Annotated in this window: 17 protein-coding genes; 6 read left to right on the plus strand and 11 right to left on the minus strand. The window is 47.0% G+C overall.

Annotated elements, in window-relative coordinates; genetic code table 11:
* Positions 1 to 163: 163 nt before the first annotated feature.
* Together KJS52_RS05185 and KJS52_RS05190 are read left to right on the plus strand one after the other, a co-directional pair.
* Positions 164 to 1,015 (plus strand): YitT family protein, encoded by an 852-nt coding sequence (locus KJS52_RS05185; protein ID WP_373871337.1) that lies wholly within the window; start codon positions 164 to 166, stop codon positions 1,013 to 1,015.
* 131 nt (positions 1,016 to 1,146) lie between these two features.
* Complete coding sequence (locus KJS52_RS05190) at positions 1,147 to 1,341, plus strand: hypothetical protein (protein WP_213513611.1); 195 nt, start codon at positions 1,147 to 1,149, stop codon at positions 1,339 to 1,341.
* Between the two features lie 103 nt (positions 1,342 to 1,444).
* Here KJS52_RS05190 and KJS52_RS05195 read toward each other — a convergent pair whose 3' ends face one another.
* The 4 genes from KJS52_RS05195 to KJS52_RS05210 form a co-directional block, all read right to left on the minus strand.
* Positions 1,445 to 2,464 (minus strand): glycoside hydrolase family 53 protein, encoded by a 1,020-nt coding sequence (locus tag KJS52_RS05195; protein ID WP_246563191.1) that lies wholly within the window; start codon positions 2,462 to 2,464, stop codon positions 1,445 to 1,447.
* Positions 2,465 to 2,700: 236 nt separating this feature from the next.
* Positions 2,701 to 3,669, minus strand: coding sequence for a 6-phosphofructokinase (gene pfkA, locus KJS52_RS05200; protein WP_213513613.1), 969 nt, complete (start codon positions 3,667 to 3,669; stop codon positions 2,701 to 2,703).
* A gap of 32 nt (positions 3,670 to 3,701) precedes the next feature.
* A complete protein-coding gene (locus KJS52_RS05205; RefSeq protein WP_213513614.1) occupies positions 3,702 to 4,733 on the minus strand; it encodes a tetraprenyl-beta-curcumene synthase family protein in 1,032 nt (343 codons plus the stop codon).
* 340 nt (positions 4,734 to 5,073) lie between these two features.
* Positions 5,074 to 5,271 (minus strand): cold shock domain-containing protein, encoded by a 198-nt coding sequence (locus tag KJS52_RS05210; protein WP_306433566.1) that lies wholly within the window; start codon positions 5,269 to 5,271, stop codon positions 5,074 to 5,076.
* A 226-nt stretch (positions 5,272 to 5,497) separates the two neighbouring features.
* Here KJS52_RS05210 and KJS52_RS05215 point away from each other — a divergent pair, with 226 nt between their 5' ends.
* The gene (locus tag KJS52_RS05215) at positions 5,498 to 5,740 is read left to right on the plus strand and encodes a hypothetical protein (RefSeq protein WP_373871339.1); all 243 of its coding nucleotides are present in this window, start codon (positions 5,498 to 5,500) and stop codon (positions 5,738 to 5,740) included.
* On the opposite strand, the gene KJS52_RS27875 is transcribed toward KJS52_RS05215, so the two are convergent.
* Positions 5,737 to 5,913 (minus strand): hypothetical protein, encoded by a 177-nt coding sequence (locus tag KJS52_RS27875; protein WP_213513617.1) that lies wholly within the window; start codon positions 5,911 to 5,913, stop codon positions 5,737 to 5,739. The two genes, KJS52_RS05215 and KJS52_RS27875, sit on opposite strands and share 4 nt — an antisense overlap.
* A gap of 244 nt (positions 5,914 to 6,157) precedes the next feature.
* On the opposite strand from KJS52_RS27875, the gene pepF reads away from it, so the two are divergent.
* Complete coding sequence (gene pepF, locus KJS52_RS05225; protein WP_213513830.1) at positions 6,158 to 7,948, plus strand: oligoendopeptidase F; 1,791 nt, start codon at positions 6,158 to 6,160, stop codon at positions 7,946 to 7,948.
* 98 nt (positions 7,949 to 8,046) lie between these two features.
* Here the strand turns inward: pepF and KJS52_RS05230 are convergent, their stop codons facing one another.
* The 5 genes from KJS52_RS05230 to hemE all read right to left on the minus strand — a co-directional run bounded on the left by KJS52_RS05230 (position 8,047) and on the right by hemE (position 13,979).
* Entirely contained in the window at positions 8,047 to 8,862 is an 816-nt protein-coding gene (locus KJS52_RS05230; protein WP_213513618.1) for a DUF92 domain-containing protein, read from the minus strand.
* A 42-nt stretch (positions 8,863 to 8,904) separates the two neighbouring features.
* On the minus strand, positions 8,905 to 10,269 hold the full coding sequence (locus tag KJS52_RS05235; RefSeq protein ID WP_213513619.1) for a CapA family protein: 1,365 nt from the start codon (positions 10,267 to 10,269) through the stop codon (positions 8,905 to 8,907).
* A 191-nt stretch (positions 10,270 to 10,460) separates the two neighbouring features.
* Positions 10,461 to 11,894, minus strand: a complete 1,434-nt coding sequence (gene hemY / locus KJS52_RS05240) for a protoporphyrinogen oxidase (RefSeq protein WP_213513620.1) — start codon at positions 11,892 to 11,894, stop codon at positions 10,461 to 10,463.
* Positions 11,895 to 11,898: 4 nt separating this feature from the next.
* The gene (gene hemH, locus KJS52_RS05245; RefSeq protein ID WP_213513621.1) at positions 11,899 to 12,843 is read right to left on the minus strand and encodes a ferrochelatase; all 945 of its coding nucleotides are present in this window, start codon (positions 12,841 to 12,843) and stop codon (positions 11,899 to 11,901) included.
* A gap of 86 nt (positions 12,844 to 12,929) precedes the next feature.
* The gene (gene hemE / locus KJS52_RS05250) at positions 12,930 to 13,979 is read right to left on the minus strand and encodes a uroporphyrinogen decarboxylase (protein ID WP_213513622.1); all 1,050 of its coding nucleotides are present in this window, start codon (positions 13,977 to 13,979) and stop codon (positions 12,930 to 12,932) included.
* 159 nt (positions 13,980 to 14,138) lie between these two features.
* On the opposite strand from hemE, the gene KJS52_RS05255 reads away from it, so the two are divergent.
* Positions 14,139 to 15,347, plus strand: coding sequence for an MFS transporter (locus KJS52_RS05255; RefSeq protein WP_213513623.1), 1,209 nt, complete (start codon positions 14,139 to 14,141; stop codon positions 15,345 to 15,347).
* Here KJS52_RS05255 and KJS52_RS05260 read toward each other — a convergent pair.
* Positions 15,344 to 16,015, minus strand: coding sequence for an O-methyltransferase (locus tag KJS52_RS05260; RefSeq protein ID WP_213513624.1), 672 nt, complete (start codon positions 16,013 to 16,015; stop codon positions 15,344 to 15,346). The two genes, KJS52_RS05255 and KJS52_RS05260, sit on opposite strands and share 4 nt — an antisense overlap.
* A gap of 163 nt (positions 16,016 to 16,178) precedes the next feature.
* On the opposite strand from KJS52_RS05260, the gene KJS52_RS05265 reads away from it, so the two are divergent.
* A complete protein-coding gene (locus KJS52_RS05265) occupies positions 16,179 to 17,321 on the plus strand; it encodes a THUMP domain-containing class I SAM-dependent RNA methyltransferase (RefSeq protein WP_213513831.1) in 1,143 nt (380 codons plus the stop codon).
* The last annotated feature ends 5 nt before the right edge of the window (positions 17,322 to 17,326 follow it).

Here is a 17,326-nt window from a genome sequence, read left to right on the forward strand (position 1 = left end):
TCTCATACTCCTTCTATTTTAAAGCCTCTAAAAAACGTCTTAATTATTATACCACAGTTTAACATATGAATACTAGCTAACGTTTCAACACCATACTATAGATAATTGTTCGATTTACATAATCAGGCAGTTAAATCTAAAAATATTAGGAGTGAGACAAGCTATGGCAAAAATAATGTACAGCAGAAAGCAATTTATTTTTCGGCTTATTATGATGACGGCAAGCTCGCTGCTGCTTGCTTTTGGCTTCAACATGCTGCTGGTTCCTTTACAATTGCTGAGCGGCGGAATTTCTGGGGTTGCGATGGTAATCGGCTATATTACAAACAGCAATATTGGCTGGCTCTATCTCGTACTGAATTTGCCTGTGCTGATTTGGGGATGGTTCGAGTTGGGCAAGCAAATTATTATGTGGAGCGTTTATTCCGTCATTACTTCAACCTTGTTTTTGCAGCTGCTTCCTGTTCATGCGCTGGCCGATGACATGCTGCTGGGCGCTGTATACGGAGGTATTGCGGTTGGCCTCGCTTCAGGCATCGCCCTGCGCGGCGGCGGTTCAACTGGCGGCTTTGACATTATCGCCTCCATCGTTACGTTAAAAAAGGATATCCCTGTCGGAATGATATTATTTGGCTTAAATGGATTCGTTATTGCAATGCACATTATATTTACGAAAGATTTTGAGCTGGCGATGTATTCGCTTGTATCGATTTTTGTTGCAGGAAAAATGATTGACGTTATTCATATCAAGCATTTGAAGGTCACTGTCTTTATTATTACGACGCAAACCGAGGCAATGCTGAAGCAGCTGCTGTCGCATCCACGCGGCATTACGATTATTAAAACGCGCGGCGCCTACACTTCAAGCGACAAGGATATGCTGATGACGGTACGAACACGCTATGAGCTTGCCGAGCTCAAAAAACAAATTCAAAGTGTCGACAAGTTTGCCTTTGTAACAATCGTAGAAACAGTAGGAGTTGTCGGCGAATTTCGCAGACTTAAAGAAGGCTGACGCCTATTTCATCTCACAACGTGTTTTTTTTCACGAGATTTGTGTTATAATATAGACGTTCCAACGCAGCTGTTGAAGAAATGTTTTCTTTGTCTTGTAACACTTTAAACTTATGGATTGGGGTGTTGTTGATGGATATGGAAACAGTAAAGCTTGCAACAATTGTAGAACGTCTGGCGCCTGAAATGTTTGATTTTTTAACCTCTCAGGAGTTGGAGACTAAAATCGTACTGCGCGATGGAATTGAACTGCTAGAGCCTGAAGATGCACTGGAAATCGTCCAATTCAGCATTTGTCGCGGACAGTCAGGTACGATTCTGCATTAAAGTTTTGGGGTTACCGCCAATAACGTTACAGTTGGCGAAAAGATTATAGATTTATCGAAAAACGGGCTGTTATCTTTATAAACAGCCCGTTTTTCATTTCTGTCTAGTTAATAAAGCCCTCCAGGGCGATCGTTGGTCTCATATTGGAATTCCAGGCTCCCTTGCTATAGCCGCCATTATAGCCTGGCGTCGCTTGAGGCTCCCAATAAAACACCCCTTGCCCTTTGCCGCCTGAAATGCTCCTCACCTTATTTTTAATGTCCGTTATAAAGCTTTTTGCAGCCGTGGCCTGGTTGTAATCCATGCCAATTTCTGTAATGATAATCGGCTTGCCGTAGCTTGCGATCATATTGTTGGCATTGCTAATTGTTTGGTTAACTTTCGCAGACCAGTCCGAGGCAGATGGATACAAGGACATTCCGATTATGTCAAAATTAGCGCCATTGCTGATCAAGCCTCCAATATTCCATTGGAATAAGCCATTATCATAGCCATTAGCCAAATGAACGATTGTTTTGGTGCTGCTGCTAACCGATTTGACTGCATTATGTCCGCTATTTACAAGCCATGCATAGTTTCTCATGCTGTTGGTAGCCTTGCCATCGTTCCACAGCATACCGTTGTTCGTTTCATTGCCGATCTGCACCCAGTCTGGCGTTACGCCTTTTGATTGCATCGTCGTCATCACATAACGCGTCCAGTTGTATACGGCATCCATCAGCTGCTGGAAGCTGTAATTTGCCCAAGCGGCCGGCTTGTTTTGCTTGCCCGGGTCAGCCCAGGAATCGCTATAATGCAAAGTCAGCATAATGCTCATTCCTTTATCCTTGGCGCGCTTGGCCAGTGCTGCAGCTCGATCCACCGTCAAGTAACCGTTTCCATAATCATTCGAGGGATTAACCCAGACGCGTATGCGGGCCGAGTTGATTTGGTAATCATTTTTCAAAATGTCCAAAATATCTCGCTGCACGCCATTCTTATCCCGCCACACATAGCCCTGCGCTTCCATGCCAGGAACCCAGCTGATGTCCGCGCCCTTCGCAAAGCTTGGCGCCGCTTGAGCCGGCTGCAAGCCGCTAAGATGAACCGTAACAAGCACAACACATAGCAGCAAAAGCAGCATAGATTTTTTCCACATGCTTCATACCTCCTGTTAATTTAATCGAAGCTGTCGCTTCACCAAGAGTATAGAGGCAGAATCTGCAGCGTTACAGGCTAATATCTCAACATAAATGATGTTTTAACAATCTCGACAGCGTTCACCTCGTTGTCGCAGTGCTAAATGGATAAAAAAAGAGAGGCTGCTCAGAAAGTCAGTGAAACTGACAGACTGAACCCTCTCTTCATTGCCATCTTAAATTATTGCGATAGACGAAGTGCAAGATCGTACATTTCCATATTGAAAGGACGCTTGGTTGACGTTACAACATCAATATCGGTTGTAACCAGTTCGCCGTCAATAACGCCACAGCCCTTGCCTGAATTGCCTTCAATCAATTGGCGCACAGCAAAATCGCCCAAACGGCTGGCAAGAATACGATCCTGCGCTGTCGGCGTACCTCCACGCTGAATATGTCCAAGTACAGTAACGCGCGCTTCAATTCCGCTCAGCTCGGTAAGCTTGTTGGCAACATCTTCACCACGACCGGCTCCTTCAGCAACTACGATAATACTATGGCGCTTGCCTTTAGCGAAATTATGCTTCATGCGCTCAGCTACTTCGTTAATATCATACGGCACTTCAGGTACAATAATCGTTTCTGCACCGCTTGCAAGCCCTGCATAAAGCGCGATATCGCCGCAATGGCGTCCCATAACCTCCACAACGCTTGTGCGCTCGTGCGAGGACATTGTATCGCGAATTTTATTGATTGCATCAACAACAATGCCTACAGCTGTATCGAAGCCGATTGTGTAATCAGTATACGGAATGTCATTATCAATCGTACCAGGAATGCCCATCGTTTTAATGCCTAGCTTGCTTAGCTTGTTCGCACCTTGATAAGAACCATCGCCACCGATTACGACCAGTCCGTCAATGCCTCTTGCTCTCAAAATATCAGCACCACGCTGCTGTCCTTCAGGCGTTGTAAACTCCTTGCAGCGCGCTGTTTGCAAAATCGTACCGCCGCGTTGAATAATATCTCCCACGCTGCGCAAATCCATCGGACGAAGATCATCGTTCAACAGGCCCTGATAACCGCGCTGAACGCCAAAAACCTCAATTCCATGATAAATCGCACTGCGTACTACAGCACGTACTGCTGCGTTCATTCCTTGGGAGTCTCCACCACTTGTAAGTACTGCGATTTTTTTCACTGCTGACATATTAGTTCCTCACTTTCAAATAGTTCAATATATTAAGCCTGCTGTTTACGTATCCAAACGCTGTTCAGCAAAAAAAATAAACGGGTCATTGGACTTTTTTTCATTAACTGCTTCGAAACCTTGCGCACGCCAGATTGCTGCTGTACTTTCGGATCAGACAAGTACAAGGCCAGCAGTCCTTCTATAATCAAACGATGGAAGCCTGACTCGGGAAGCAGCTGTACATCCTCCCTCGCCCGGCTTACAATCATGCCGATTCGATCAACAAGATGAGTCTCGTCATTGTAATAGCTGCAGAAATTCAAATCTCCGCCCGCCTTGTCCTCTTCCTGGTCAATCAAATAATCAAGCAAAATATGTAAGGCACAAACATGAGGAAAATAAATATCTTTAAACTTCTGTCCCTCTTCTGTCGTAAGCGCTGGATCCGTTGCATTTAAAAACAGCATAAACATGCCCAGCGTTGAGCCCGTTGCTGCTGCAAACTCATTCCATTCCAGCTGCGGGTAGCAATCACGATGTGTTTCCCACCATTGCAGCAATTTTTCTTCGCGCAGCTCCTTGGCAATATGCTTGTAAACCTGCAAATCGCAATAAAGCGAGACAAGCTCAATCACATAAGGCTGCACCTTCGCATAAGAAGGCAGCTTATTGATCTGCTCCTGACATTGCAGCACAAGCCCATGCAAATAGCCGCCGTCATCCTTTTCCTGGCGGTAGGCGTAATAATCCTTTACCTCAGCATCAGGCGTAACCGCATCAAGCATCGATTGATGCAGCATGCGGAAATCATCTCCGTCAAGCGACGTGCTTCTATCGCATAAATTATCTAAATAATCACTGATCGTTTGCAAGGCAACGATTAGTCGTATCAACACGGCATGATACTGCAAATTGGCGGCTGCATACACGCCTCCACCCTGGCAATGAAACTTTTTGTCGCGGATACTGTTCAACGCCTGCTGCCGCAGCTCTGGATCAGGGATGTTTCTAGCTTTAAGCTTAAGCTCGTCCAGCTCAGCATCAACACTTGGCAGCACATATTTGTAGACGCGATGCATCATTCGAATAGCACCCGTTGGAGCCTTTTTACTTCGATTAGCGATAATAATGTGAAGGCACCTCCTAAAACTTTTCATGTTGCTCATGCAGATGAAAAGTGCAAATGTCACGCTCGCATCATCTACACCCTAATGTAACATATCTTGCACTAAATAATCTAGCCATTAGCTGTTACAAATTCGTTATGAACAACAAATTATGCAATGACGGCGCTTACTTTCAGCCAGTCCTGCTATATTTTATTTTATCCACAGCAGCTTTAAATTAAAAGAGAGCTTGTCTGCCCTCCACGGGACAAGTCCCTTGGGCATGACAAGCTCTCTTCGGCTTAGCTCGATCTATTTATAGCTTCTGAACATTCGCAGCTTGTGAACCACGATTACCTTCAGTAATGTCAAATTCAACCGATTGTCCTTCATCTAAAGATTTAAAGCCGTCGCCAACAATCGCAGAAAAATGAACGAACACATCTTCACCATTCTCTGCTTGAATAAACCCATAACCTTTTTCTGCGTTAAACCATTTAACTGTACCTTTCAAATTACATAACCTCCTAAAATTGGCCACTGCTAAAGCAGTGAATACTGTCATTATAGTGCCTTTTCAAATTAATTGCAATTTTTACAAAAGTTGAATACATTTTAAACATATTGCGCATACTAATCATTTATGCCTATTCATTTTATGCAATTTGCCCCGGTTAGTTGCTTACTACTTTAATTATAGCTATGATGATACTATTAGCTTCATTACAAAAAGAGAAAGTGTGATCCGATTGTTTAAAAAGCATACCATTTACAAGCATGACAAATACAACATGCTTACAGTTGAGGAGCAAGGCAAAACGCTTGTTGTCCGCAAAATTTCCGACCAATGGGGCGAGGAAGGCTTTCAGTTTGTAAGCCGTGCCGAGCTGATGGACTGGGCTGGCAAGCATTTTCGTCCTGGGGACTTTATCGGCAAAGAAGATGAGCTAGAGCAAATTATGCAAAATTTACGCAGCATCTAGCTGCTGAATCGCTGATGGAGGTGAAGTATGGACGGCTCGATAAGCGTTATCTTTATCATATTGGCTTTTTCTTTAGGATTAATTCTTATATTGAAGAAGGATACGATACCTGCTCCGTTGAAGAAGTGGTTGGCAATCTCTTCCTTAGTCATGATTGCTTTCGCCTTTTTCATCATCATTTATTCTTTATTCAAGCTAGGAACATAATCTAAAATTGAGCAGCAGCAAGAATGATTTCACCTGCTTTTGGAAAAAGTAAGGCTGACTAATATTGGTTAGAGGTGAATCATGAAACTTGCTATAGGCAAATGTCTGGGCGTTGTGCTTGCATTAAGCTTGCTTGGCTCGACTACAGCCAATGCTGCTCCACCCTACATCACGCAGCTTGACAACAAAAAAGAAACAAGGAGGAATACGATGACAACGGTAAAAAAACGCGAGGAAATGGATCCGCAATACCAATGGAAGCTGGAAGACATCTTTGCAACTGAAAAGGCATGGGATGAAGAATTTGAAAAAGCGAAAAGCATGCTGCCGCAATTTCAAGCTTATCAAGGCAAGCTGAACAATGCCCAGGATATATTTGAATGCTTCAAGCTTGACGATCAGCTATCGATGCATCTTGAGCGCTTGTATGTTTATGCCAACATGCGCCTGCATCAAAATATGGCAAACACCAAATATCAAGCATTGGCAGAAAAAGCCCGCAAGCTGAATGTCGAGGCTAACGAGGCATTATCCTTTATTAATCCTGAAATTCTCGCTCTTTCCAACGAAAAGCTGGACCAACTAATCGCTGATCCGCAGCTTGCCGAATACAAGCATTCGCTTGAAGAAATGAAGCGCTCAAAGGCGCATATCCTTTCACAGGCAGAAGAAGCAATCATGGCACAGGTTGGCAACATCAGCTCGGCCTCCAGCAATATATTCGGCATGCTGAACAATGCCGATATGAAGTTTCCAAAGGTGAAAAATGAGCGCGGTGAAGAGGTTGAGCTGACACATGGCACCTATATTCAATTTCTTGAAAGCAAAAACCGCGACGTTCGCCGTGAAGCATTCGGTGCGATGTACCGTACATACAGCAGCTTGAAAAACACACTCGGAGCAACCTTCAGCGCCAACATTAACAAAAACCTGTTTATGACAAAAGTAAGAAAATACAATTCCGCTTTGGAAATGTATTTATATGGCGACAATGTGCCGACAAGTGTATACAACAACTTGATTGAAACGATCCATGAGCATCTGCCGTTAATGTACCGCTACATGGAGCTTCGCAAAAAGCTGCTTGGCATTGAGGAGCTGCATATGTACGATCTGTTTGCTCCGCTTGTAGAGGAATTTGATATGAATATTTCCTACGACAAGGCACAAGACATCATTGCTGAAAGCTTGAAGCCGCTTGGCAATGATTATTTAAGCGTGCTGCAGCAAGGCTTTAAAGATGGCTGGATCGACGTCTATGAAAATGAAGGAAAACGCAGCGGCGCTTATAGCTGGGGCGCTTACGGCACCCATCCTTATGTGCTGCTGAACCATAAAGACAACTTGAACAGCATGTTTACACTCACGCATGAAATGGGTCACGCATTGCACTCCTACTATTCCGATGAAGCGCAAACGTATCGCAATGCACAATACCCGATTTTCCTTGCAGAGGTCGCCTCAACCTTGAACGAAGCGCTGCTAATGGATCATTTGCTGAAAAATTCGACCGATCCTAAGGAGAAGCTGTATCTGCTTACCTATTACGCAGATCAATTCCGTACCACTGTATTCCGTCAAACGATGTTTGCAGAGTTCGAGAAGATTGTTCACGAGCGCTCCGAGCAAGGCGAGTCGTTAACGCCTGAGGAGTACAGCGCCATCTATTATGATTTGAATAAGCTATATTACGGCGACGGTGTTGTGGTTGACGAGGATATTGCGATGGAATGGGCGCGTATCCCTCATTTCTACACGAGCTTCTATGTGTACAAATACGCAACAGGCTTCTCTGCTGCTACAAGCTTCTCCAAGCAAATTCTTGAAGAAGGCGCACCAGCAGTCGAACGCTATCTTGGCTTCCTGAAAAGCGGCGGCAGCGACTATCCGATTGAAATTCTTAAACGTGCCGGCGTTGATATGTCCTCGCCAGAGCCGATTGAGCAAGCAATGAGTGTTTTCAAGGAATTGATCGAGCAAATGGAAGAGCTTGTCAAATAACCTACAATGCTAGTAGCCTGGCAACAACAAAACCTCTGTCTGACGCGGCGGCATGAACCGCAGCGTTGCCAGAGGTTTTATAGGTTTTCATAAAGCTTCTACAGCGCGGCAGACAGCAGCCAGGCCGCTCCGCCAGCAATAATGCTGGACAATAGATTGACCTTGTCATTATTAAGCCATGCCGCTCCGCGCAGCGGCAATGTACGCTGCTGGCAATGCTGCTGTCTTTCGGTTTCTTTGCCGCATATTTGGCAGCGATACATCGCCTGCCATTTTGCGCCGATCAAGGAATCCACGATCGAGCCAAGCAATCCGGCTGCAGCACCGATCCAGACGCCATGCAGCAAGCTGCCATCAAGCAAATAGGCAACCAGCCCAATCAGCAATCCTCCTGCCAGCGAGGCTGCCAAGCCTAGCGCTGTAATCCCTCCACTCGTTCCTGCTTTAACCTGCTTCAGCGTTAAAATCGAGCGCGGCATGCGCTTGCTGAGCGCGCCAATTTCCGTTGCCCATGTATCGGCAGTAACTGCTGCCATAACGCCGATGTAGCCGTAAATTAATGCCTTATGCGGGAACAATGCATATGCAACACAGAGCAGCAAGCCAATGCCGCCGTTAGCCCATACCTGTCCTGCATCGCGTCTTCCGCTTTTTTCATATTGCTGCTCAGCCTCCTGCTTGCTGTGCGAGGAGCGCTTCCATTTGGACAAAAAGCTTGAGCTTACAAAAAAGACGATCAATAAAGTAAACCAAAGCGGAGTGCCTAATACAATAAAGCCCATCCCCATTACGACAGCCGACAGCGCGCCCGAAAGCGACAGAGAGCGATGCCGATACGCCGCATAGCTAATCAGCACACTTCCTGCCAAGCCAAGCAGCAGACGAAGCCACCATTCTGCAATTATAGATACCATTTACGTTGCTCCTTTTCTCCGCTCTTTCGGCTCGCGTTCCATTTAGCTTGAAATATTGCCTCGTTCATCTATTCTCACCCCGCCCAATGAAACCTGCTCAAGAAACTGCAATATATTCACTGCATCTGCTCCTTCAACTGGAGTAGGCTGGGCATTGTTAATTTTCATCGGTGCAAATTGCAGCTCGCAATCTGCTTCATGGTTGCAGGTCGCCGTCAGTACACCTGTTTCTGCCTGTCTCCCTTTAGGATGAGAGGAGAAGACAAAGTTGCCAAGCGAGTACGCAATCCATTTGCCTTTATATTGCTCAAAGCCCTGCAGCACATGAGGATGACTGCCAATGACCAGATCTGCACCCGCATCGATATACTTTTTCGCCAAATTAAGCTGATTCTCGTCTGGCGAGTCTGCACGCTCCTTGCCCCAATGGACAAGCACAACGGTAATATGCGCGGTTTCCTCCAGCTCAGCTATGCTGTCCAAGGTTTGAGTCGGATCATAGGATTCGGCCAATCCGGCACTGTAGCGGTTCGCTTTCCATGTCGTTTCCGGAAGCACTCGGCTTGTTGCAACATAAGCAACCTTAATGCCGTTGACCTCCTGGATGTAGGGCGCATAAGCCTCCTCTGCATTGTTGCCTGCTCCAACATGGTGAATGCCGTATTCGTCCAAATACTTCATCGTATCAAGCAGTCCATTAACACCATGATCCAGCGTATGGTTATTGGCCAGCGATACAACGTCAAATCCCGCATCAACCAAGCCGTTTAACGCTTCGGGTGCGCCTTTGAAAACATACGTTTTATTTTCAGCAGGCTCATCAACCTTCGTAATCGGCATTTCCAAATTTCCTGCAGTAATATCGGCCGATGTCAAATGAAACAACGCTTGCTGATAAGGATAGCTAGCCCCTTCAGAATCAAGATAGCTTTGGATATACTCGCCGAGCAACAGATCGCCAACGAAAGCAAGCTGAACGGTCTGGCTTTCGCTCGGTTCTGCAGTAGCTGGCGGCGGCACATCTTCATCTACTTGCCCTTCTCCATCTGTTGCTGGCGGTTCGGCAGCTTGCTCAGAATCCTCCTGCGGGTCAGTATCCGCTCCCGCTCCCGTTTCCTGCTCGTCATTCGGCTGCTGTGAAGGCTCTGGCTCCGCATCATCTGCCTGCAAGCCGTTGTCCGTGCCAGTGTCTGGAACATTATGAATCACACGCTGCTCGCCTTTTAGCATGCCGCTTACCTGATCAACCCATATGTTCAAGCGATCGGCTTGAAGGATTAGACCGAGGCCAAGCAAAATCAAGGCAATTAAGCATAATTGCACAACAACGAATTTTTTGCGTCTATTTTTGCGCTTCTGCTTATTTTCCTGCTGACGTTTACGAGATTCAACCCTGGATAACGACATGAGGCAGCTCCTTTTCTTATGTATTTATTCGTTTTTAGTAGATTTCTATCATTATAGCTTGTAATTGACTGCTTGAGTATAGCTTTTTATGTTTTATAACGGTCTGCGCCAAAAAAGCACAAAAACCGTCTCTTCCTGTTTAATGAAGGTTAACTCACGATCATTTCAGAAAGGACGGTTTTTATATCCGGTTATTTTGAATGAGTAGTCTCCAAATAGTCCAGCATAATTTCTGCTGCTTCCTTGCCTTGGCGAATGCAATCAGGCAATCCAACACCATCGAAAGCAGCGCCTGTAATAAATACGCCTGGCAGCTTTTCACTCATTTCAGTCCGCAGATTGCGCACTGCCTGTACATGACCGACCGGATATTGCGGCATCGAATGATTCAAACGGGTTATTTCTGTAAATAATGGCGTCGCCTGCAAGCCGATGACCTGCTTCAAATCATTGCGAACGGCTGCAACAATCGCTTCATCGTCAAGCTTCACCGTCTCCTGATCCTCAGAATGGCCAACGTAGCAGCGCAGCAGCACTTTGTCATCCGGAGCGGAATGCAGCCATTTGTTGGAGGTCCATGTGCAGGCTGTAATGTGCAGCCCTTCCGAGCGCGGCACTAAAAAGCCTGAGCCGTCAAATTCTGCATCAAAGCTCGTCTTGTCAAAGGCCAGCACAACATTGGCAACCGACACATAATCAATTTCAGCAAGCATTGTGCTTTCGATATACGGCTGCAGCAGCTGATGAGCAGCAAATGCAGGAGTTGTAATAATAACCGCTTGCGCATTCAGCTTCTCTCCGCCTGACAAGCTTAGCTCGTAATGGCCGTTATGCTTTTCAAGCGCCTCCACCTTTGTCTCAGTGCGCACGGTTATATCTGTTAACGCCGACTGCAGCGACTCAACCATTGAGGTCAAGCCTTGGCGGAAGGTCATAAATGTTGCCGGCTGCTTGCCCTTGTTCTTTTCTGCCATAATCGCTCGGTTATGGCGCGAGCCCAATATGATGCTACCATGCTTGCGCTCATATTCCGCAAATTGCGGGAAAGTCGCCTGCAGGCTAAGCTTGTACAAATCCCCGGCATAAATGCCTGCCAGCAGCGGCTCTGCTATGCTTGTCACGATTTCATCGCCAATTCGCCGGGCAAGAAAACCGCCTAGCGACTCATCCTGCTCACGCGCCTCCGAGCCCTTCAGCAAATCAGCCAGCGCAGCAAGCTTGCCTTGTCCGCTCACCAGATCTGATGCAAGAAACGGCAAAATACTGGTCGGTATGCCAAGCACCAAGCCTTTAGGCATTTCGTGCAGCTTGCCGTTTTTCATAATATACGTTTTTGCAGCTTTAGTATTGGTAGGCACAAGCTCATGCTCAATGCCCAGCTCATGGGCCAGCTCGATAATCGGCAGCTTGCGCGACAAAAAGGAATCCGGTCCCTTTTCGATGACGAAGCCTTTCTTATGCAGCGTGTTGATTTTGCCGCCCAGCTTTGATTGGGCCTCGATCAGCTCAATGCGCAGCTCTTTTCCTTGCTCCTTCGCTTTTTTACGCAAGTAAAAAGCGGAGCTCAGTCCACTGATCCCCCCGCCAATTACGACAATCGTATCAATTGATTCTGCACTCCGCATATGCTCATTCCTTCCCTAACTGTTCACGTACGGTCATGACTGATTCAGCCAGCGTGTCCATGTACAGTGGATCTGTATTCAACATTTCAATTCGTTCAAATGCGATGCCAAGCTCTTTTGCCTTTGCCTTCGCCTCAATATCCAAATCGTACAGCACTTCCAAATGGTCGGATACAAAGCCAATTGGAGCAGATAGAATCGCTTTATAGCCCTGCTCGGCTACTTGTTCCATCGTATCCAAAATATCTGGACCTAGCCAAGGCTCGCTCGTGCGGCCTGCACTTTGCCAAGTGAACTCCCAATCCTCGATTTCAGCCGCCTCTGCAATCGCCTCGGATGTATTAAGCAGCTGCTGCTCATAAGGATCGCCAAGCTCTCTAATTTTTTCAGGCAGGCTGTGTGCGCTGAACAATACCTTGACAGGCTTGTCGCCGCTAAGCGGCAACAGCTTTTCGTGAACGCTGTTTACCCGGTCTGTAAGAGCGCTAATCAGCTTTGGATGCAGGTGATAGGAGTGAACAAAGCACATTTTAACGCCCAGCTCAGCCGCTTTTGCTTGTGCGCGCTTAATGTAGCCGCCAACGCTCATAACGGAATAATGCGGCGCCAGCACGATCCCTACCGCCTGGGCGATGCCAGCTTTGGCAATTTGCTCAACTCCGTCCTCAATAAACGGCTCTGCATGCTTTAAGCCCTGGAAGCATTGATAGCGTCCAGGCGCCAGCTCATCCAAGCGAGCCTGCAGCGCAGCTACCTGCGCATTTGTATTTTCACGCAGCGGAAATACCCCGCCAACGATCGCTTCATATCGTTCCACCAGTTCCTTGAGCTGTTCCTCGCTTGGCGGGTGACCACGGCGAATATGCGTGTAATAAGCTTCAACATTATCTAGAGATGTTGGCGTGCCGTAGGACATCACAAGAACGCCAATTTTTGCTGCTTGACCCATTCGTTCAAACCCTCCTAAAACTTTTATTAACTAAGCATATTATGCTGCTTCCCTGTTTCTCATACCTGTGCCTATCCCTTAACCGTCTACTTCAGTCTGGAAATCGCTTGCTCTGAGTAAGTATGAATAAAGTCCGTCAGCGCCTTCAGCTTTTCAAGTGAAGCTTCAGGATATAAGCCATGTCCGAGATTGAAAATATAGCCCGGCTGCTGTATGCCCTGATCTATAATTGCTGCCGCGTGCTGCTCTATAACATGCTGCGGTGCCTGCAATATCGTCGGATCAAGATTGCCTTGCACGGCTACACCGCTTTGCAGCCTGCGTCTGCCTTCGGCAATTGGCACTCGCCAATCGAGACCGATTACATTAGCCTGCACATTTTTCAATTCTGGCAGCAGCTCTCCTGAGGCAACGCCAGGAAAATAAATTTTAGGCTGCGGCAAATCGCTAAGCTCAGCAAAAATCCGTTCAATCGTAGGCAGCACAAAGCTTCTAAAATCTGCCGGCGACAAAGCGCCTACCCAGCTGTCAAACAATTGAAAGGCCTGTCCGCCTGCTGCCATATGCGCACGTAAATACGTAATGACCATATCGCCCAGCTTTTCCATCAGCTGATGCCACACTTCAGGCGCGCTGTACATCAGCTCCTTCGTCCGCAAATAATTTTTAGACGGCTTGCCTTCAATTAAATAGCTGGCAATCGTAAATGGCGCCCCTGCAAAGGTAATAAGCGGAACCTCCAGCTCCTTGACCAATATTTTGATCGTGTCGATGACATGCGACAAATCACCGTCAACATCGATTGGCTTCAGCCTCGCAACATCCTCTGCACTGCGAATCGGGTTATGTATAACAGGTCCAATATTCGCCACGATATCAAAATCAATGCCGATTGACGCTACTGGATTCATAATATCGGAATATAAAATAGCTGCATCTACTCCGAGCTTTTTCACCGGCATCATCGTAACCTCTGCCGCAAGCTCAGGCTGTCTGCATATTTCTAGCAAACTATATTTCTCTTTAATTTTGCGATATTCAGGATCGTATCTGCCTGCCTGACGCATATACCATACCGGCACACGTTCAACTTCCTGCTTCATGCAAGCTCGGATAAACAAATCATTGTACGTCATTCATGACCCTCATCTCACTTGTTATCGTTTCTATCTCATTATGCCCCATTTTACTAGAAACTAACAGCCAATAGCTCATATTCTGTTTGACAATCCAATGACAATTAAAATCTTTACTCAATAATAATGATTATTAGCTAAACGTGTTATACTAATCGTATGGAACAATGGAAAAAGAATCTAATTGTATTATGGTTCGGTCAGTTTTTGGTAATGTCGGGCATGACTATGATTATGCCTTTTCTTACGTTGTACCTGCAAACTGATCTAGGCCTGAGTGATCCGCATGAAATTGCCATTTGGGCAGGCTTTATATTTTCGAGCAATTTTATTACAGCTTTTTTGTTTCAGCCCTTATGGGGAAAGCTGTCCGACAAATATGGCCGCAAGCTGATGCTGCTGCGCTCCGGCTTTGGCATGGCCATCGTCATGTGCTTAATGGGCTTTGCTGCCGCGCCAATCCATTTGCTTTTGCTGCGGCTGCTTAATGGCGTCATCTCAGGCTTTAATCCCGCTTCAGTAGCATTAGTTTCTGCCACAACACCTAAGAACAAGCTCGGATTCGCTATGGGAACGCTGCAATCTGGAGGAATTGCCGGTACGATTCTTGGTCCGCTTATAGGTGGAATACTTGCAGATGCTATTGGCTATCGCTTCATCTTTTATATTACGGGCGCATCCATTTTTGTCGCGACGATGCTTGTCATGTTTATCGTCAAGGAGCGCTTCGATCGCAAGCAAGCCTCAGCCAAGCCGCAAATTTCAGTGCTTGCAGGCTTGAAGCAAATCGTAGTTGTGCCGCAAATTGCTGCGCTGTTCATGATTACGCTGCTCATCCAATTTGCCAATATGAGTCCGATGTCGCTCATACCGCTTTATATTCAAGAGCTTAACCCGGAGCTGACCAATCTCGCATTTTTTGCCGGGCTTGTCAGCTCGGCGACAGGCTTGTCCAATATGCTGGCTTCACCTGTCTTAGGTAAAATAGGCGACGTTATCGGAGCAGAGAAGATTTTGCTGATTTGCTTGTTCGGCTCTGCTCTCAGCTTTGTGCCGCAGGCGCTGGCAAGCGATGTGTGGCATTTGCTGCTGGCCCGCTTCTGTCTCGGTTTATTTCTTGGCGGACTGGTGCCGACGGTCAATACGCTGCTTGGCAAATATTCGCCGCGAGGCATGGAAACGCGCACGTACAGCTTCAACAGCAGCACAATCAGTCTCGGCAATGTGATTGCCCCGATTTCTGGCGGCTTTGTCTCTGGCTGGATCGGCATTAACGGGCTCTTTATTATTTCGGCGGTGCTAATGCTGCTCAACGGCGTTTGGGTATGGTTCTCTTTGCTCCATCAAGGCAGCAAGGCTGAAGGCTAGCTCTGCTGCTTGACTCTGGCTATCGCCAGCCCGTCATAGCCGGGCAATATGGTGCTTTGCAGTCTCGGATCTGCTGCAATTTGCTTATTAAAGCTGCGTACCGCCTGCACGGCTGGACCCTGCTTCTGCTCATTGACTGTCCGTCCGCGCAGTAAAATATTGTCCGCTACAATTAAAGCCCCGGGCTCTGCAAGCTGCAGCGCATAGTCCAGGTATAGCGGATAGCCTTCCTTATCTGCATCGATAAAGAAAAACTGATAGCGCTCCTTGCGTTCGACAAGCTGCTGCAGGCTTAGCTTGGCATCGCCCACGATGTATTGAATCATATCGGCAAAGCCTGCCTCAGCAACATTTCGTTCGGCAACCTCAGCATAGTGCGGCAGCAGCTCCAGGCAGGTCAGGCTGCCGCCTTGCTTCAAGCCTCGTGCAATACATACGCCGCTGTAGCCTCCTAACGCCCCGATTTCAAGCGCTTTGCTAACTCCATTCATTTCCACCAGCATCGTCAGCAGTCGTCCATAGCCGTCCGCTATTGCGATATCTGGCATGCCTGCTGCTGTTGTTGCCTGCCGAATCCGTTCCAGAACTGAATCCTGCTCATATAATCCATCGATGTACTGCTCCTCAATTGTCACTGCTTTACGTCCTTCCTTCGCATGATCTATCATTAAATTTTATTTTAATGTATATTTTACTCTAGCGTTTATTGTATGATTTTAAGGGACAGCTGGCAAGAAAGGTGAATGAACCCTTCTTATTTGCACAAGATAGTTGAAGTGCATGTTCAAAGCAGTAATGATCTATATTTATAAAGAAATGAGTGTTGCTACAATGTCGAAACTGGATTTGATTGCTACTGCTCCAATGGGTCTTGAAGCGATTGTTGCGCGTGAGCTAAAGGAGCTTGGATATACGGATACAGTTACCGAAAACGGACGGGTCAATTTCAAGGGCGAAGCCGTAGATATTGCGCGCGCCAATCTGTGGCTGCGCACAGCAGGACGCATACTGGTCAATATGGGGAGATTTAAAGCGACGACCTTTGATGAGCTGTTTGAAGGGGTGAAGGCTTTAAATTGGGATGAGTGGATTCCGGCCGATGCGGAATTTCCTGTAAACGGCAGATCGCATAAATCACAGCTTACAAGCGTTCCCGCCGTGCAAGGCGTCGTAAAAAAAGCGATTGTTGAGAAGCTGAAGGAAAAGCATGGCACAGAGTGGTTTCCAGAGGAAGGGCCGCGTTATGTCATCGAAATTACTTTGCTTAACGATGAGGCGCTGCTAACCATAGATACGTCTGGCTCCGGACTTCATAAGCGCGGCTATCGCAAGGCTGCTACCGAAGCGCCGCTGCGAGAAACGATGGCATCTGCGATTGTCCAGCTATCTCGCTGGAAGCCGGATCGTCCACTGTATGACCCATTTTGCGGCTCCGGCACGATTTTGATCGAGGCCGCAATGCTTGGCTGGAATATTGCGCCGGGGCTGCGCCGCAGCTTTGATGCCGAGCAATGGCAGCTTGTGCCTGAGGCGCTGTGGGATGAAGCGCGCGATGAAGCATACGACGCTGTCAAGGACGATGTGCCGCTGCAAATTACAGGCTCGGACATCGATCCAAATGCGATTGAAATTGCACAGGAGGCCGTGCGCCGCGCTGGCTTGGGTAAGGAAATCAAGCTGCATGTGGCGCCTGTTTCGAAAATTAAGCCGCAAGGCGATTATGGCGTTGTTATTACGAACCCGCCATACGGCGAGCGTCTAGGCGATGATAAGGAAGCTGAGCTCGCTTTGCGCCAGCTTGGCAAAGTTTCACTTTATTATCCAACATGGTCGTATTTTATTTTTAGTCCGTCCGCCAGCGTCGAGCACTATATGAGCAAGGTAGCGGATAAGAAGCGCAAGCTGTACAACGGTCGTATTCAATGTAATTTGCACAGCTTTTTTGGGCCTTTGCCCCCACGTAATATGAGCTGAGGTGC

Origin of the sequence: Paenibacillus montaniterrae (genome assembly GCF_018403185.1) — a bacterium.
GTDB classification, from domain to species: Bacteria; Bacillota; Bacilli; order Paenibacillales; family Paenibacillaceae; genus Pristimantibacillus; species Pristimantibacillus montaniterrae.

What these genes read in the sequence shown, in the direction of transcription:
- KJS52_RS05185 (WP_373871337.1), top strand. Translation starts at nt 164, where the DNA reads ATGGCAAAAATAATGTACAGCAGAAAGCAATTTATTTTTCGGCTTATT.
- KJS52_RS05190 (WP_213513611.1), top strand. Translation starts at nt 1,147, where the DNA reads ATGGATATGGAAACAGTAAAGCTTGCAACAATTGTAGAACGTCTGGCG.
- KJS52_RS05195 (WP_246563191.1), bottom strand. Translation starts at nt 2,464, where the DNA reads ATGCTGCTTTTGCTGCTATGTGTTGTGCTTGTTACGGTTCATCTTAGC.
- pfkA (WP_213513613.1), bottom strand. Translation starts at nt 3,669, where the DNA reads ATGTCAGCAGTGAAAAAAATCGCAGTACTTACAAGTGGTGGAGACTCC.
- KJS52_RS05205 (WP_213513614.1), bottom strand. Translation starts at nt 4,733, where the DNA reads ATGATGCATCGCGTCTACAAATATGTGCTGCCAAGTGTTGATGCTGAG.
- KJS52_RS27875 (WP_213513617.1), bottom strand. Translation starts at nt 5,913, where the DNA reads ATGAAAAAGGCGAAAGCAATCATGACTAAGGAAGAGATTGCCAACCAC.
- pepF (WP_213513830.1), top strand. Translation starts at nt 6,158, where the DNA reads ATGACAACGGTAAAAAAACGCGAGGAAATGGATCCGCAATACCAATGG.
- KJS52_RS05230 (WP_213513618.1), bottom strand. Translation starts at nt 8,862, where the DNA reads ATGGTATCTATAATTGCAGAATGGTGGCTTCGTCTGCTGCTTGGCTTG.
- KJS52_RS05235 (WP_213513619.1), bottom strand. Translation starts at nt 10,269, where the DNA reads ATGTCGTTATCCAGGGTTGAATCTCGTAAACGTCAGCAGGAAAATAAG.
- hemY (WP_213513620.1), bottom strand. Translation starts at nt 11,894, where the DNA reads ATGCGGAGTGCAGAATCAATTGATACGATTGTCGTAATTGGCGGGGGG.
- hemH (WP_213513621.1), bottom strand. Translation starts at nt 12,843, where the DNA reads ATGGGTCAAGCAGCAAAAATTGGCGTTCTTGTGATGTCCTACGGCACG.
- hemE (WP_213513622.1), bottom strand. Translation starts at nt 13,979, where the DNA reads ATGACGTACAATGATTTGTTTATCCGAGCTTGCATGAAGCAGGAAGTT.
- KJS52_RS05255 (WP_213513623.1), top strand. Translation starts at nt 14,139, where the DNA reads ATGGAACAATGGAAAAAGAATCTAATTGTATTATGGTTCGGTCAGTTT.
- KJS52_RS05260 (WP_213513624.1), bottom strand. Translation starts at nt 16,015, where the DNA reads ATGATAGATCATGCGAAGGAAGGACGTAAAGCAGTGACAATTGAGGAG.
- KJS52_RS05265 (WP_213513831.1), top strand. Translation starts at nt 16,179, where the DNA reads ATGTCGAAACTGGATTTGATTGCTACTGCTCCAATGGGTCTTGAAGCG.